The following is a 15,944-nucleotide window of genomic DNA, read 5'->3' on the forward strand; positions in this document are numbered from 1 at the left end:
AGAATAAGCTGTCGTAGATTTAAAGTAATTTAATAAAAGCATTAGGTGCCCAAAGGGGAGAATAGGGAATAAAGTGAAAATCTTTAGCGGACCCGCCACTGTATAAGGGAGTTCTATAGTAAATACCACTAGCGCGTTGCTGGGAAGGTGCTGTGGAATGTTGAACTTGAGCCAGGAGACCTGCCTATTTGCTTTAAAAGGTATGGATGATGGAAAAGTCTGTAGTTTATTTGTTGTGACGATAAACTACAGGCTTTTTCTTTTTGTCTTAAAAGGAAAGGAGAAATTATCATGCAATTACTACAAAACACGTTACAAAACATCCAAGGTGCTGACATGAAAACGAGGGAGCAAGCAAGAAAGCGTATAGATGCTCTCTGTAAGCCCCCTGGTAGTTTAGGAAAACTAGAGTCCATTGCTGTGCAGCTTTCTGGGATAACTGGACAATTATATCCGCTCGTTGATAAAAAGGTCATTATTGTCTGTGCTGCTGATCACGGTGTTTGTGAAGAAGGTGTAACCACGAATCCACAAGATGTTACGGTCTTTCAAACATTAAATTTCCCTCAAGGTGGTACAGGCGTTTGTGCAATTGCAAACATTACCAATGCCAAGGTTGTCACAGTAGATGTAGGGGTGAAAGAAGAGATTCCACACGGTGCAGGTGTCATCATCAATAAAATAAAGTACGGTACAGACAATATGGCAAAAGGACCTGCCATGTCTAAAGAGGAAGCCATTCAAGCAATTGAAGTAGGAATTCATGTGGCGACAGAGGAAATAGCAAAAGGGGCTAATGTACTTGGCACAGGTGAAATGGGCATTGGTAATACAACACCTAGTGCTGCTATTTTAGCTGTATTGACTGGATGTGATCCAATTGAAGTAACAGGGTTTGGGGCAGGTGTAGGCAATGGTGGCATTGCTCATAAAGCAGCGGTTATTAAAAAAGCTATTGAGGTCAATCAACCAGACCCTCAAGACGGTTTAGATGTATTAGCTAAAGTCGGGGGCTTAGAGATAGGGGCCATGGCTGGTATCATACTAGGGGCAGCTGTCCATCGTAAGCCGGTTGTGATTGATGGTTTTATTTCAACTATTGCCGCACTTATCGCATATAAGCTTGAACCGAAAGTAAAAGATTATATTATCCCTTCCCATGCTTCAGAGGAACCGGGTGCTAAAATTGCCGCAGCGTTACTCGGCATTGAACCAATGCTACATATGAACATGCGCTTAGGAGAAGGCTCTGGTGCCGCCTTAGCTTTTCCCATTTTAGATGCAGCCTGCTCCATGATGAACAATATGGTGACGTTAGAGGAAGCGATGCAACTATTAGCTAAATAAAAAAGGAATAAGCCTGTATAGTTCCAATACTATTTGGGCTTATTCCCCACTCATTATGCTCGATTTAGCTTACGTAAAGGCAAACGCCATTTCATCATATAGGAAAGAATGCGTAACACTGTGATGATGGCGAATAAAATATAAAGGAAGATGTCTCCTGTAAACACTTCAAATCCAATAATTAGCCCTGCAAGTGCAGCCCAAACACCATACACCTCATCTCGTAGAACTAATGGTTTACGTCTAGCCAATAAATCACGCACAATGCCGCCACCCGAACCAGTTAAGACAGCAGCTACTATCACAGCACTAATAGGCATATCTAGTTTCACGGCATACAACGCACCTTGAATTGCAAATGCTGATAAGCCAATCGCATCTGTGAAGTTACCCCAACGATGCCAATGCTGAATCAAATGATGAGGGAAAATAAAAAATATAGTAATCGCTGCTAACGCAATTTGAAACATCATATCCTGCCCCCATAAGGTCGTGACAGGTAGTCCGATAAGTAAATTTCGAATAGCCCCCCCGCCAAAAGCAGTTACAATTCCGAGTATATAGACACCGAATAAATCGTATTCTTCTTCCATGGCAATAATTGCCCCAGAAATAGCAAAGGCAATTGTTCCGATAATACTAAAAACCTCCCAAGCCATTCCTTTCACCCCTTCTAGTAATAAATAAACTTCTTTTTATGTTAAAAGACTTTTCTTGAAACAAAATCTATGGATTTATGAGCCAAATTCAGTCATTAAACACGCTTCTTGAAACAAGTCCGCACATTAGCTTAGCGTAAAATGCGCTTAGAAACAATAGGCAAGTTTTGCAGGTACACATACAAATTGTTAAGATGATAATGAAATAAAGAAAAAGATCTGTCATGAGCGTTGATATACCAGTAGTTGATTAGCAAATTCTAGAGAGAGTTAGTTCAATTTAGATCATAAATATCTTACTGATTGAAATGCGGGACAACGGTGAAATGGAGAAGAAAAGAATGACGTTTACATCTAACTTATCAGTACAAACGCTATCATTAGCAGCACAAATAGAGGAGCGAGTTCGACCTTATCATGCAAAGGTCGAAGAAATGGCATTTTATAATCAACAGAAGGTGCTAGCAGCTTTCAGAAAGCATCAAGTAAGTGATTATCATTTACATCCATCAAACGGCTATGGCTATGATGATGAGGGACGCGATAATCTAGAGCGTGTTTATGCGGAAGTATTCGGTGCAGAGGCTGCCATTGTACGACCACAAATCATTTCCGGAACACATGCGATCACGCTTAGTCTATTCGGTGTACTTCGTCCTGGTGATGAGCTGCTTTATATTTCTGGTCAGCCATATGATACATTGCAATCTATTGTCGATGGTGGTGACAAAGATACAGGCTCCTTGAAAGATTATCAAATCGGCTATCGCCATGTCGATTTACTGAATAACCAAGAAATTGATTGGACAGGTGTGGAAGCGGCTATTACTCCGCAAACTAAAATGATTGCAATTCAACGATCAAAAGGTTACGCGACACGACCTTCCTTTACGATTGCAGAAATTGCGGAAATGTGCGCAAAGATTCGTCAATTGGCCCCACAAGCGGTCATTTTTGTAGATAATTGCTATGGCGAGTTCGTAGAAGCACAGGAGCCTACAGAGGTTGGGGCTGATTTAATGGCCGGCTCACTGATAAAAAATCCTGGTGGTGGTTTAGCTAAAATTGGTGGCTATATTGCTGGCCGTGCCGATTTGGTGGAGAAATGTGCCTATCGCATGACATCTCCGGGTATTGGGGCAGAGGCGGGGGCTACATTAAATACACTAGGAGATTTTTATCAAGGATTCTTCCTAGCACCCCATGTCGTATCACAAGCATTAAAAGGGGCAATCTTTACGGCAGCCATGCTAGAGGAAATCGGGATGAATACGTCTCCAAGCTATAAGGCGAATCGCACGGATTTAATTCAATCTGTTTCATTCCAAACGGCACAGCAAATGATTGCCTTTTGTCGTGAAATACAAGCCAATTCCCCAATAAATGCCCATTATGCACCAGAACCAGCCTATATGCCCGGCTATGAAGATGATGTCATCATGGCTGCGGGAACATTCATCCAAGGCTCTAGTATTGAATTGACAGCAGATGGTCCAATACGTCCGCCGTTTACAGCTTTTATACAGGGTGGACTGACATATGAACATGTGAAGTTTGCTATTTGCAGTGCTGTTCAAGCTATTCAAAAATAATCATGTGGAAATTAAAAATTTGAACAGTTTTTTACAATTTTCTAGCACTTTTAAAAAAATAACATTGTCATGTTAGGAAACCTTACATGCTTGGTTGACAGTGAAAAAATTTCGTTATATGATAAGCGGGTATTGGAGGAGGACTTAAATGAGTCGTGAAATTAGACGAACTATGCCGTTATTATCGATGAGTATTGTGATGCAATTAACTGAACTTTCGGCACGACAAATTCGTTATTATGAAGAACACCATTTAATTGAGCCGCACCGAACAGAAGGCAACCGTCGAATGTTCTCACTAAATGACGTCGACACATTGCTTGAGGTTAAAGACTACTTAGAACAGGGTATGAATATGGCAAAGATTAAAAAAATATTTGCTAAAAAGCAAAATCCTGTTGCTACAATTGATGAGCAAGATTTAAGTGATTCAGAATTACGCCAAATCATGCGAGAAGAAATGCGACAAGCACAGCGCATGCAAAAATCATCCATCCGACGTGGGGATTTATCTCGATTCTATTAATTAATAGGGTAGGGTAAACATAAAAGCTAGACAAATTATAGGAGTGTGGAAAACTGTGGGTAAATACACAAAAGAGGACATTAAACGTCTCATCGAAGAAAAAAACGTAAGCTTTATTCGTTTACAATTTACAGATATTCTTGGCACAATTAAAAATGTTGAGATTCCTGTAAGTCAATTAGACAAAGCACTAGAAAATAAAATGATGTTTGATGGCTCATCTATTGAAGGTTTCGTTCGAATCGAAGAATCTGATATGTATTTATATCCTGACCTCGATACTTTCGTAGTATTCCCTTGGACTTCTGAAAAAGGGAAAGTAGCACGTTTTATCTGTGATGTTTACACTGCGAAAGGCGAACCATTTGCTGGTGACCCACGAAATAACCTAAAACGTATTCTTAAAAAAATGGAAGACATGGGCTTTTCAAGCTTCAATTTAGGGCCTGAGCCAGAGTTCTTCTTATTCAAATTAGATGCAAAAGGCGAGCCAACGTTAGAAGTAAATGACCATGGTGGTTACTTCGATTTAGCTCCAACAGATCTTGGTGAAAACTGCCGTCGTGATATTGTATTAGAGCTAGAAGAAATGGGCTTTGAAATTGAAGCCTCTCACCATGAGGTAGCTCCAGGACAACACGAAATTGACTTTAAATATGCTGATGCTGTTACTGCATGTGATAACATCCAAACATTCAAATTAGTAGTGAAAACAATCGCTCGTAAACATGGCTTACATGCTACGTTTATGCCAAAACCACTATTTGGTGAAGCGGGCTCTGGTATGCACTTTAACGTATCACTATTTAAAGGCAAAGAAAATGCATTCTATGATGAATCGACTGAATTAGGACTTTCTGAAACAGCTATGCAATTTATGGCGGGTGTTCTAGCACACGTACAAGGCTTCACAGCTGTGACAAACCCAACAGTTAACTCTTATAAACGTCTAGTACCTGGTTATGAAGCACCATGTTATGTAGCATGGTCTGCACAAAACCGTTCACCACTCATTCGTATCCCATCAGCTCGTGGGCTTTCAACTCGTGTAGAGGTACGTTCAGTGGACCCTTCAGCAAACCCATATTTAGCGATGGCTGTTATTTTAGAAGCAGGTCTTGAAGGTATTCGTCAAAGCTTAACACCACCTGCAGCTATTAATCGCAACATCTATGTAATGACAGAAGAAGAGCGTCAAGCAAATGGTATTGAAAACCTACCTGCAGCATTAGATGATGCTTTAACATTACTTGCAAAAGATAAAGTAGCACAAGCAGCATTAGGCGAGCATATTTATGCAAACTTTAAAGAAGCAAAAGAAATCGAGTTCGATATGTACCGTACAACAGTCCATCAATGGGAACGCGATCAATATTTAAAAATGTATTAATCATAAAAGATAAACCGAGTGGCTTATGAGGTCACTCGGTTTTTTTCGTCTAAATTTCTGTGTACGGTTAGACAGTTTTTTATTAATACCCCATATGTTTATGATGGTGTGGCATATGGCAAGGGTTAGGCGGCATACCGCACATTGTATGTGTTTCACAGCATTCATTAACGACAGATTCTGTGCATGGGAAATAGTATTGATGATCAATCATATGTTTGTTCACTGTTGTTACATGTGCTGGTTGTACGTGTGGAACAACTGTATGGATATAATTTGTGCGTACATATTGCTCTGGTGGTAAAAATTGTGGTGGATCAAATTGCGTTGGCATTGTTTGTGGCGGACAGCAGTGTGGACCTTTCGCCGGATGGCGTCTTCGTTGAAACATGTTATAACCTCCTGTTTTGATAAGTTGTAGTTCATTATTAAGATATGAGATATATGTCGATAGGGTCTATTTATTTGCCTATTAATGCATAGGTAAATCTAACAAGTAGCTAATTTGGTAGAAATTATAAAATCAACTTGCCTACATCTAGGAGTGAAATAAAAGTATCAAGATGAAGGATTTAACCTTTTTCTTTACTGTCAAAACTAATACATCAATGTCCTGAATTTTTTATTTAAAATAAATTTTGATGAAAAGAGTACGTTTTTTGAAAAAATAGATATTGTCATTAAAACAGTCGTACAGTATACTCTTTAATTGATAATGATTATCGTTATTAATTAAATCTTAGGAGGATATGTATGCCAAAATTATCGCTACAAAGGAAAGACTTTTTTATATTTTTTACACTGCTACTTAGCTTTGCGCTCTTATTAGTTGGATGTGGGGAGTCAACATCGAACTCCAGTAGTTCACAAGAAAATGACAAATCAGAAGTAAGTAACACGGAATCCTCTAGTCGAGAGATTAAACATGCAATGGGCACTACCACAATTAAAGGAACACCTACAAAAATCGTTACCCTTTACCAAGGGGCTACAGATGTGGCAGTAGCGTTGGGCATTAAGCCAGTTGGGGTAGTAGAATCTTGGGCTGAAGCACCTATTTATAATTACTTAAAAAATGATCTTGATGGTGTTGCAATTGTTGGACAAGAAACTCAGCCAAATCTTGAAGAAATTGCAAAGCTTAAACCAGATTTAATCATTGCTTCTAAAGTCCGTCATGAGGAAATTTATGATCAGTTATCTCAGATTGCACCAACAGTTGCTCATGAAACGGTTTTCGATTTCAAAGGGACAGCTGAAATGATGGGGCAAGCAATGAATCAAGAAGAAAAAGTTAAAGAGGTATTAGGGGATTGGGATACTCGAGTGGCTGATTTCCAAACAAAAATTCAAGAAAAGCTGGGCGATAAATGGCCATTCCATGTATCTGTTGTTAACTTCAGAGCAGACCATGCACGAATATATGTAACTGGGTATGCGGGCTCTATTTTAGCAGAGCTTGGCTTTCAAGGCCCTAAAAATTTAACAGATGATTCATTGGAAATCGTGAAACTAACAGACAAAGAAAGCATTACACAAATGAATGCTGATGTTATTTATATGTTTATGGAAAATGATGAAGCAGTCAAAAAGGTTTATGAAGAGTGGACAAATCATCCACTATGGAAAGAGCTTGATGCTGTAAAGGCAAATCAGGTTTATCAAGTAGATGAAATAAATTGGAATCTAGCTGGTGGGATTATTAGTGCTAATTTAATGTTAGATGATATTTATGACAAATTTGAATTAGAAAAATAGTGAAGGAGATAAGGGCTGTTTAAGGTGTTGGAGAATGCTTGAACAACAGCCCTCTCCTGTAGTGTTAGAGATTTCGAAAACTACAACCCTATTCATAAGATAAAATGTGGATCAGAAAGTTGGCATAAAAATGAGAATTATTCTTTCTAGTACTTCGATGAAACAAACAGGCTTATTCATCAGTTGTATGTTTCTTTTGCTGGCATTTATCATTAGCATAGCCATTGGTCAAACTCCCATTCCTTTCTCGTCAATCTACGATGCCATGTTTCATTTTGATGCTGCTGATAAGGAGCATGTTATTATTCGAACATCTAGATTTACAAGAGCTGTAATCGCTACAGTAGTTGGCGCAAGCCTTGCTATAGCAGGGGCATTAATGCGAGCATTAACAAGAAATCCTTTAGCAGCTCCTGATATTTTAGGAATCAATGCAGGAGCCATATTTTTTATTGTCAGTGCCATTACTCTTTTTTCCATTCAATCTTTAATGAGCTATATGTGGATTGCCTTTTTAGGGGCGGGCATTGCGGGAGCAATGGTGTTTTTCTTAGGTTCATTAGGTAGGGATGGTTTAACACCAATTAAAATAGTATTAGCTGGTGCAGCGATTACAGCTCTATTTGTCTCGTTTACGCAAGGGCTTTTAGTAATTGATGAACAGGGTTTACAAAGCGTCCTTTTTTGGTTAGCGGGGTCTGTGTCAGGACGTAGCATTGAAATGCTTGTACCTGTATTACCTTTTATTTTAATAGTAACAATCGTGGCGATATTAATGGGGCGTTCTATCAATATTTTACAATCTGGTGATGATATTGCAAAAGGTTTAGGTCAACGAACAATGATCACGAAAATTACTCTAGGCATCATCATTATCATACTTGCAGGTAGTTCAGTTGCTGTAGCAGGTTCAATCGGTTTTATTGGATTGATTGTCCCTCATATTGCCATCAATCTTGTTGGTACAGATTATCGTTGGATTATTCCGTATAGTGCAATATTAGGAGCGATATTGCTACTGTTAGCTGATATGGCAGCTAGATATGTTATGATGCCGTTAGAACTCCCAATTGGTGTAATGACTGCCTTAATCGGAGCTCCTTTCTTTATTTATATTGCACGAAAGGGGTTAGCGAAAAATGTCTAATTATATGTCGGTTCGAACGAAATCTAATCGCATATCTTTTCAAATTGCCAAAAGAACTTGTTGGGTGTTACTTCTGCTAAGTTTATTAGTAGGCATCATATCAGTCCTTGCTCTATCTGCGGGTAGTGAGTTTATCCATCCATTCACAGTGGTGAAAGAACTATTCGGCTATGGTAATAGGGATTATGATTTTGTCTTACATACATTAAGGCTCCCGCGTGTGTTGATGGCATTGTTAGTTGGTGCTGCGCTAGGTGTTGCAGGGTTACTATTACAAGGAATTATCCGCAATCCACTTGCGGCTCCAGATATTATCGGAATAACGAGTGGAGCATCCATGGGTGCAATTATCTTTATCGTGTATTGTATGGGGTCAATCAGCATTCAATTTTTACCGTTAGCTGCTATATTAGGTGCTGCTATAATCTCCTTTATCATCTATCTTCTCTCGTGGAGAAAAGGCGTAACACCTATTCGCATGGTCCTCATTGGGATTGGTATTTCTGCTTTAGCAAAGGCAGTTGTGACCATGTTACTTGTTATGAGTGAGGTGGCAGCGACAACGAAGGCCTATTTATGGCTAACAGGTAGTTTATATGGGGCGAATATGCAGGATGTGTATTTACTCTTACCGTGGGTGGCCATTTTATTGCCATTAACATTTATGTTGGCAAGAACGGTGAATGTAAAGGAACTGGGAGACGAAATGGCAATAGGGCTAGGGGTCAAAGTGCAAAGGTATCGTTTACTTTTTTTACTTATTAGTGTGATGCTAGCCGGTTCAGCAGTCGCTTTTGCTGGTGGAATTGCCTTTGTAGGATTAGTAGCTCCTCATATTAGTAGAATGCTTGTGGGGCGATCCTTTGCTGGATTAATTCCGGTGACAGCTATTATTGGTGGCATTATTGTTATCGTAGCCGATATTGTGGCACGAACAGCCTTTTTACCAAAGGACTTACCAACAGGTGTATTTACAGCTGCAATTGGCGCACCTTTCTTTATATATTTACTATTTAGAACGCGCAATCAATAAATTAATATAGAAGAATAGGAAAGCGTAGAAGAAGGTGACAGGAATATGAGAAATGTCTTAGAAGCACGAGATTTAAATGTTAGTTATGGAGATAATCTTATTTTGGAGGATTTGAATCTTCAAATACCTAAAGGGAAAATAACGGTACTGGTAGGTGCCAACGGTTGTGGAAAATCCACCCTACTTCGAACGTTTGCACGACTTCAAAAAGCGAAGTCAGGTGACATTCTATTAGAAGATGATCAACTACATGCCATTTCTACCAAAGAAGTGGCAAAACGTTTAGCTATTTTACCACAGGGTCCTGTTGCGCCTGAAGGATTAACCGTCCAACAATTGATTAAGCAAGGTCGCTATCCCCATCAAAGCTGGTTAAAGCAATGGTCTACTGAGGATGAAAAAATTGTGGAGAATGCACTTACGGTTACACAGATGACTAAATTTGCTGATCGACCAGTGGATGCATTATCTGGCGGTCAAAGGCAACGTGTGTGGATTGCCATGACATTGGCTCAAAATACAGATCTTATTTTACTAGATGAGCCCACAACTTATTTAGATATGGCTCATCAAGTAGAAATTTTAGATTTACTATTTGATTTAAATGAAAATGAAGGCCGTACTGTTGTCATGGTGTTACATGATTTAAATTTAGCATGTCGCTATGCCCATCATATTGTTGCTGTGCGCGATAAACAAATTTATGCGCAAGGTAAACCTGAGGAAGTGGTAACAGCCGAGATGGTACAGGCTGTCTTTCGTATGGACTGTACCATAATAAAAGATCCGTTATTTAGTACGCCATTATGTGTCCCTCATGGTAAAGGACGATCAGTGAATGAGGAGATTTTAGAGGAGGTAGGGATCAGTTGAGTGTAAAACTGTCAGCTGAAGAAATAGCCATACTTGTAAGAGATTATCGATTGACGAAGGAACCCATTTTAGATTCAAACTACTCTTTATGCGCTCAAGAATTATTGAATACTAAACAAGCTTTAAAATATTTACAAAAAATTGCACCTTTCTTCCAATCTCCATCTATTCTCGTTACAGCATCGCTATTTGCTAAGCGCTACAGTGTTTTAACTATGGCTTCAGCGTTTTATGCGATGTCGAGATTTGATAAAGGTATACCTGTTCATATCGACAATATCTGGATAGAAGCAGAAAATAATGCAAAGCCGTGGCTTCCCAAAATTCGATTAATCGATAGCACGGTCTCAGAGCCTATACTAGACCGTAATCAATGGCGTGATGAGGTTCTTAGAGGAATTTTTGCGGACAATCTTGCGAAAGTATGGCAATCTTTAACAATTATAACGAAGATTCCAAAAACAATCTTGTGGGAAAACACCGCAATTTATGTCAATTGGTTATATGAAACAAAATTAAAAGAAGATGCCAGCGAGCAAGAGCTAGCACGAATCCAAGAAGATTATCATTACATAGTAAAGCAAGCGCCAGGTATCCTTTTTGGTGAAAGAAAAAATCCTTTGACCCACTATTGTGGACCTAAAGTGACAATTGAGGAATCCGAGCATCCAGTTCGACTGAGAAAAACGTGCTGCTTCTACTATCAAACCTCTGATGAAACAAAAGACTTTTGCATCTCCTGTCCTAAAATAAAAAGACCATAATAATCCCAAAGTGAGTGAATAGACAACTTATCATTGTATAGTTGTCTATTCACTTATTTTATCTTCAGCCCCGTTCTTTTTTTCATTAATCTAGAATGAAGTTTATTTTAGAATATATTATTATATAAGTATAACAAAACAATAATTACATGTATAAATATTCAGAAAATTGTAAGGTTGAACCAAACATATTGTAGCGTTTACAATAGTTTTATAACACAATTATGTTATAAAAACATGAATGAAGTAAGTCTTTTTCTGGCTAAAACTCAAAACTTCAAAGTTTTTATAATAGTTCTATAACAGAGGGAGGAAAGAGGTATTGAATGAAAACGGCATATCCTAGCTCGTAGAACGTGGCAACAATCAAAGGGGAGGAAAGTAATATAGTTAATTATTAACACTATATGTATTGTTGGTATGTATTAAAATAGTTACAGGTAATTTTGTTTGGTATGAATGTTATAGTAGCAAATTTCTATATGACTAGCTAAAAATACATAATGATCAAGCTTTCTTGCGTAAAAAGAGAAATGGGGTTTTATAAAAAAATGAAAAAATATTCTAGTTCTACATATTTCTATTTTATTATTCCTTCTTTAATCGGTATTTTCTTATTCATGACACCGGTATTAACTGAAGAGGGGTGGAAAGTACCAATAGCAATATTAGCAAATATTCTTGCGGGGATTGTGGCTCCAGTTATTAGTTACTTTACGATCTTAATGTTTGCAATTTCAGCATTTGGAGCACTTATTGCTAAATTTATTCCTCGAAAAAATGCGAAAGAGCCTAGTATTTTAGATACATTGTTTTATGTAAACTGGTTTTGGACGATAACACGATTTATCGGATTAATTTTTGCTTCCATGGTTGTCTTTAATTTTGGACCGTCTGCGATCAACAATGAAAATACTGGTGGACTACTAATGGATCCAAATGGTGGACTTGTGACGTTCCTATTTACCATTTTTTTATTTGCTGGATTCCTCTTACCTTTTTTAACAAATTTCGGTTTACTTGAATTTTTCGGCACAATGATGGTAAGAATCATGCGACCCCTATTTAAGAGTCCTGGTCGTTCTTCAATCGATGCTCTTACATCATGGGTTGGTGATGGTACGATTGGTGTGTTAATGACTAGTAAGCAATATGAGATGGGGAACTACACGAAGAAAGAAGCAGCTATTATTGCGACAAGTTTCTCGGTTGTATCTATCACATTCTGTATCGTTGTATTGGATACTGTGCACCTGGCACGCTATTTTATTCCTTATTATTTAACAGTTGTGCTTTGTGGGATTGTGTTAGCCATTATTATGCCAAGAATTTATCCACTTGCAAAGAAGGAAGATACATATATAGATGGTACGCCAGTAGACTATTCGCGTGAAAAATTGCCAGAAGGCTATAATTCTGTCTCACATGGTCTAGAAAACGCCCTTGCTGTTGCCCATGCAAACCGAGATCCACGTCAATTTTTAAAAGATGGATCTAGAAATGTCATTGATTTATGGATTGGAGTTGCTCCGATTGTAATGGCTTTCGGAACAATTGCCTTAATGCTTGCCGAATTTACAAGCATCTTTGTGATTTTAGGGAAGCCATTTGAGCCAATTTTAACAGTACTCGGTTTACCTGAAGCAGCAGAAGCGGCTCAAACGATGGTTGTAGGCTTTGCCGATATGTTCCTACCTTCAATTTTAGGAGCAGGAATCGAATCGGATGTTACTAGATTTGTTATTGCAGTGGTATCTGTTTCACAGCTGATTTATATGTCAGAAGTGGGTGGCCTTATTCTGGGTACAAAAATTCCATTGAAATTCTTCGATTTAGTTGTTTTATTTATCCTGCGTACACTGATCACTCTACCAATTGCAGCATTGATTGGTCACTTACTCTTCTAAATAAGGAAAAGGAAGTTTAGTTTTAAAAAATAATAGATCACCATTTTAAGATAAGAATCATTAATCTATAACAAATTTTGAATAAAAATCCTGTGTTTATATGCAGGGTTTTTTCTTATTCCATAATCGAGCCATATTATCGAAGAAGATTCTTTAATGAAGAAGATGAAAATTTCATTGACAATAAAGAAGGATGTTTTATACTGACTTGGTTGAAAGGCTATCTGGAATACAGAGTCGACGGAATACGAGGAGGACTTGTAAAATGAAAAACAAACTCGGGAATTTACTTCCCGAGTTTGTTTTTACTTATTGGCAACAATGACCAATTTACCTGTATCCAGTTCCTTTTCGAATTGAGCAGCTTCCGATTCACTTAATCCGACAGAAGCTAACTCGTTGCGGAGTTCATCTCCACGGGAATTCACCAGGTTCTTCATAGTAGTCAGGAACCCTTGCTCGCCAATACCAGCTTCTTCTGTCCCGAGTGCTTCGTTAATATCATCTTCACGTTCTTCGTAGTGGGCAAAGATGTAAATGTTATCTCGAAGATATCCTTGTGCTTCTAATTTCTCCACTTCTTGTTTCGCCTGTACTACGTTTTCTACTGTCAATTTGACTGTCATTATTTATCCCTCCTATATATGTTCACATTCAATCTATTCCACTAAATTGAATAAATAAAACATCTTTTTAGTTTTAATTATGTTAGAGTGGCACAACTAATGGAATACTAATGAACAACTCGAAAACATTGTAAGTTGTTATTCTATAATTGGGCACTGTTCTATTTAGGGATTGTACCTTATTCAAGAATAGGGCGCTTTCCTGGTAACAAGGAAAATGCCTTTTTGATTAATTAGAGTTCGAAACTATCACTATTTTTTAGGTTGTTGAAAATCCTTGTATGAAAAAATCTTTCATTGAACTAATAGAAAGGTGTGAGAGTGAAAGACACATGTTATCCGAAGCATGGAAAAGGTATCAACAGGAAAAAAAATCGAGGGAGATTCATCGCTTACATTAAAAACATATTGTTTTCAATAACCGTTATTAAACATATGCGTTGCATACTATGTCGTAATTGATGCGGATGTATACTTTTTATACCAGCCCGATTTGAGATGCGCTTGATAATATATCTTAAATTATCAATGCTCATTTGCCTTTCGGTCTTCTGTCCGTAATAAACAAACAAGGTGCGCCAAATGATGTCATTTAAAGTTTACTGGGTCATGAAAAGAGTGAGACTACAAAGATATACGCTAAGCAGAGAGGAAAGCTAAGACAGGATTTTTACAGTAGATACTTTTAAAATTAAATAAATTTAACTTTAATTTAAAAAGACACTCATGTATAATGAACTGCCCCGTAAAAGTTAGACACCAATCTAACTTTTACGGGGGTTTTTTTATGGCAAAAGTAAAGGCTGAACAACGTATTCAAGCAGTCCAGCGATACTTAAATGGAGATGAATCTATGATTGAAATCGCAGAAGACATCGGAGTGACAAAAAGGGTTGTAAGTGAATGGGTTCGCCGATATCAAAAAAATGGTGTAGAGACTTTCTTAAAGTCCTATACAAACTATTCAGCTGACTATAAAATGAATGTACTAAATTATATGAACGAGACAGGTACATCTTCAGTTGATACAGCTGCTCTCTTTAATATTTCATCTTCTGGCTTAATTCGGGGTTGGAAATTAAAGTTTGAAGTTGGTGGTTATGATGCTCTTGTTTCCAAGAAAAAGGGGCGTCCATCCATGAAAAAAGACACAAAAAGAACAACGAAATCAATACCAGCTGAAGGGTCTGTTGAGGCGTTAACAGCACGTATTAAACAATTAGAAATGGAGAATGCCTACTTAAAAAAGTTGAATACTTTAGTTCAAATGAAAGAAAAATTACCAACCAAATCAAAGCGCAAGTAATTTACGAACTAAAGGAAATCTATGAAGTGGTGGAATTAATCAAAGTCGCTGATATTCCACGTAGTACGTATTATTACTGGGAAAAGCGTTTGAATCGTACTGATAAATACGCTGATGTGAAAGTCGCAATTCAGTCCATTTATCATGAACATAAGGGACGTTATGGCTATCGTCGGATTGCTAAAGAACTTAAAAAATACGGCATTGTTCATGATCCCAAAACGATTAACGGTTTGATGAATGCCATTGGCATAAAATGTGAAGTCCGCATGAGGAAATATCGTTCGTATAAAGGAAAAGTCGGAAAAATTGCCCCAAACATATTACAACGTGATTTTACAGCGAAAAAAATGAACGAGAAATGGGTAACAGACGTGACAGAGTTCCATCTATTTGGTGAGAAACGCTATTTATCACCAGTCCTTGATTTATGTAATGGCGAAATTATTGCATACACGGTAATGAATCGTCCAGTGTATAACCTCGTCCATGATATGCTAGAACAAGCATTGGAGCGCATTCAATCAGGTGATCAAGTCGTTCTTCATTCGGATCAAGGTTGGCACTATCAAATGAAAAAGTATCAACGAACCTTAAAACAACATGGGATTACGCAAAGTATGTCCCGTAAGGGCAATTGTTTAGATAACGCAGTCATAGAAAATTTCTTTGGCTTATTAAAATCTGAACTCCTGTATCTACAAGAATTTGAATCCATGGCACATTTCGAACAGGAACTTCATGACTATATTCACTATTACAATCACAAACGAATGAAGGCAAAATTAAAAGACCTAAGCCCGGTGGAGTACCGAACTCAGGTCTTAGAAGTAGCTTAACTAAATATGTCTAACTTTTTTGGGTCAGATCAAATAAATGGGTGTTTTTTGTAATAGATCCAATTTCTTTAGTAAGAAAAGCAGCTTAATTCTTCTAAGGAATAAGCTTGGATTTAGTTACATGAACAATATATTTACCTAGAATTTTTGAAAATAAATAATATATATTTGTCTTTA

General features: G+C 37.8%; 14 protein-coding genes, 1 pseudogene and 1 riboswitch. Of the genes and pseudogenes, 11 read left to right on the plus strand and 4 right to left on the minus strand.

Annotation, left to right across the window (positions count from 1 at the left end):
- Positions 1 to 26: 26 nt before the first annotated feature.
- Positions 27 to 202: riboswitch (cobalamin riboswitch) on the plus strand.
- An 89-nt stretch (positions 203 to 291) separates the two neighbouring features.
- Positions 292 to 1,347 (plus strand): nicotinate-nucleotide--dimethylbenzimidazole phosphoribosyltransferase, encoded by a 1,056-nt coding sequence (gene cobT, locus MKY49_RS05485; RefSeq protein WP_322605925.1) that lies wholly within the window; start codon positions 292 to 294, stop codon positions 1,345 to 1,347.
- A 53-nt stretch (positions 1,348 to 1,400) separates the two neighbouring features.
- On the opposite strand, the gene MKY49_RS05490 is transcribed toward cobT, so the two are convergent.
- A complete protein-coding gene (locus MKY49_RS05490) occupies positions 1,401 to 2,006 on the minus strand; it encodes a trimeric intracellular cation channel family protein (protein ID WP_274796084.1) in 606 nt (201 codons plus the stop codon).
- A gap of 341 nt (positions 2,007 to 2,347) precedes the next feature.
- Here MKY49_RS05490 and MKY49_RS05495 point away from each other — a divergent pair, with 341 nt between their 5' ends.
- From MKY49_RS05495 to glnA, 3 genes are all read left to right on the plus strand, one after another.
- Positions 2,348 to 3,598, plus strand: a complete 1,251-nt coding sequence (locus tag MKY49_RS05495; RefSeq protein ID WP_312505279.1) for a methionine gamma-lyase family protein — start codon at positions 2,348 to 2,350, stop codon at positions 3,596 to 3,598.
- A gap of 148 nt (positions 3,599 to 3,746) precedes the next feature.
- Positions 3,747 to 4,124, plus strand: a complete 378-nt coding sequence (locus MKY49_RS05500; protein ID WP_274796087.1) for a MerR family transcriptional regulator — start codon at positions 3,747 to 3,749, stop codon at positions 4,122 to 4,124.
- Between the two features lie 55 nt (positions 4,125 to 4,179).
- Positions 4,180 to 5,514: a type I glutamate--ammonia ligase gene (gene glnA / locus MKY49_RS05505; protein ID WP_274796088.1), complete on the plus strand. Its 1,335-nt coding sequence runs from the start codon at positions 4,180 to 4,182 to the stop codon at positions 5,512 to 5,514.
- An 82-nt stretch (positions 5,515 to 5,596) separates the two neighbouring features.
- Here glnA and MKY49_RS05510 read toward each other — a convergent pair whose 3' ends face one another.
- On the minus strand, positions 5,597 to 5,905 hold the full coding sequence (locus tag MKY49_RS05510; protein WP_274796089.1) for a CotD family spore coat protein: 309 nt from the start codon (positions 5,903 to 5,905) through the stop codon (positions 5,597 to 5,599).
- A 362-nt stretch (positions 5,906 to 6,267) separates the two neighbouring features.
- On the opposite strand from MKY49_RS05510, the gene MKY49_RS05515 reads away from it, so the two are divergent.
- The 6 genes from MKY49_RS05515 to MKY49_RS05540 all read left to right on the plus strand — a co-directional run bounded on the left by MKY49_RS05515 (position 6,268) and on the right by MKY49_RS05540 (position 12,996).
- Positions 6,268 to 7,272 carry an ABC transporter substrate-binding protein gene (locus MKY49_RS05515; RefSeq protein WP_322605924.1) on the plus strand — a complete coding sequence of 335 codons (1,005 nt, stop codon included), beginning with the start codon at positions 6,268 to 6,270 and terminating at the stop codon, positions 7,270 to 7,272.
- Between the two features lie 130 nt (positions 7,273 to 7,402).
- A complete protein-coding gene (locus tag MKY49_RS05520; RefSeq protein WP_312505283.1) occupies positions 7,403 to 8,419 on the plus strand; it encodes a FecCD family ABC transporter permease in 1,017 nt (338 codons plus the stop codon).
- Entirely contained in the window at positions 8,412 to 9,452 is a 1,041-nt protein-coding gene (locus tag MKY49_RS05525) for a FecCD family ABC transporter permease (RefSeq protein WP_322611444.1), read from the plus strand. Before MKY49_RS05520 ends, MKY49_RS05525 begins: the two co-directional genes overlap by 8 nt.
- Positions 9,453 to 9,497: 45 nt before the next feature.
- Positions 9,498 to 10,325, plus strand: a complete 828-nt coding sequence (locus MKY49_RS05530) for an ABC transporter ATP-binding protein (RefSeq protein ID WP_274796093.1) — start codon at positions 9,498 to 9,500, stop codon at positions 10,323 to 10,325.
- Positions 10,322 to 11,089: an IucA/IucC family C-terminal-domain containing protein gene (locus MKY49_RS05535; RefSeq protein ID WP_274796095.1), complete on the plus strand. Its 768-nt coding sequence runs from the start codon at positions 10,322 to 10,324 to the stop codon at positions 11,087 to 11,089. Before MKY49_RS05530 ends, MKY49_RS05535 begins: the two co-directional genes overlap by 4 nt.
- A gap of 551 nt (positions 11,090 to 11,640) precedes the next feature.
- Entirely contained in the window at positions 11,641 to 12,996 is a 1,356-nt protein-coding gene (locus tag MKY49_RS05540; protein WP_274796097.1) for a YjiH family protein, read from the plus strand.
- A gap of 305 nt (positions 12,997 to 13,301) precedes the next feature.
- On the opposite strand, the gene MKY49_RS05545 is transcribed toward MKY49_RS05540, so the two are convergent.
- Both MKY49_RS05545 and MKY49_RS22970 read right to left on the minus strand, forming a co-directional pair.
- Positions 13,302 to 13,622: a general stress protein gene (locus MKY49_RS05545; protein WP_144787983.1), complete on the minus strand. Its 321-nt coding sequence runs from the start codon at positions 13,620 to 13,622 to the stop codon at positions 13,302 to 13,304.
- Positions 13,623 to 14,042: 420 nt separating this feature from the next.
- Positions 14,043 to 14,196, minus strand: a pseudogene (locus MKY49_RS22970) (tyrosine-type recombinase/integrase); the annotation flags it as partial.
- A 213-nt stretch (positions 14,197 to 14,409) separates the two neighbouring features.
- Between MKY49_RS22970 and MKY49_RS05550 the strand changes: the two are divergent.
- A protein-coding gene (locus MKY49_RS05550) for an IS3 family transposase (RefSeq protein WP_274793488.1) occupies positions 14,410 to 15,767 on the plus strand; the annotation gives its coding sequence in 2 pieces (ribosomal slippage) (positions 14,410 to 14,863 and positions 14,863 to 15,767; 1,359 coding nt in all).
- The last annotated feature ends 177 nt before the right edge of the window (positions 15,768 to 15,944 follow it).

Source organism: Lysinibacillus sp. FSL M8-0134 (assembly GCF_038069745.1).
Taxonomy (GTDB): domain Bacteria; phylum Bacillota; class Bacilli; order Bacillales_A; family Planococcaceae; genus Lysinibacillus; species Lysinibacillus irui.

Excerpts from the sequence above, each read along its gene's own strand:
- MKY49_RS05515 (WP_322605924.1), top strand. The coding sequence starts at position 6,268 with ATGCCAAAATTATCGCTACAAAGGAAAGACTTTTTTATATTTTTTACA.
- MKY49_RS05545 (WP_144787983.1), bottom strand. The coding sequence starts at position 13,622 with ATGACAGTCAAATTGACAGTAGAAAACGTAGTACAGGCGAAACAAGAA.
- MKY49_RS05520 (WP_312505283.1), top strand. The coding sequence starts at position 7,403 with ATGAGAATTATTCTTTCTAGTACTTCGATGAAACAAACAGGCTTATTC.
- MKY49_RS05540 (WP_274796097.1), top strand. The coding sequence starts at position 11,641 with ATGAAAAAATATTCTAGTTCTACATATTTCTATTTTATTATTCCTTCT.
- cobT (WP_322605925.1), top strand. The coding sequence starts at position 292 with ATGCAATTACTACAAAACACGTTACAAAACATCCAAGGTGCTGACATG.
- MKY49_RS05500 (WP_274796087.1), top strand. The coding sequence starts at position 3,747 with ATGAGTCGTGAAATTAGACGAACTATGCCGTTATTATCGATGAGTATT.
- MKY49_RS05490 (WP_274796084.1), bottom strand. The coding sequence starts at position 2,006 with ATGGCTTGGGAGGTTTTTAGTATTATCGGAACAATTGCCTTTGCTATT.
- MKY49_RS05525 (WP_322611444.1), top strand. The coding sequence starts at position 8,412 with ATGTCTAATTATATGTCGGTTCGAACGAAATCTAATCGCATATCTTTT.
- MKY49_RS05530 (WP_274796093.1), top strand. The coding sequence starts at position 9,498 with ATGAGAAATGTCTTAGAAGCACGAGATTTAAATGTTAGTTATGGAGAT.
- MKY49_RS05495 (WP_312505279.1), top strand. The coding sequence starts at position 2,348 with ATGACGTTTACATCTAACTTATCAGTACAAACGCTATCATTAGCAGCA.
- MKY49_RS05510 (WP_274796089.1), bottom strand. The coding sequence starts at position 5,905 with ATGTTTCAACGAAGACGCCATCCGGCGAAAGGTCCACACTGCTGTCCG.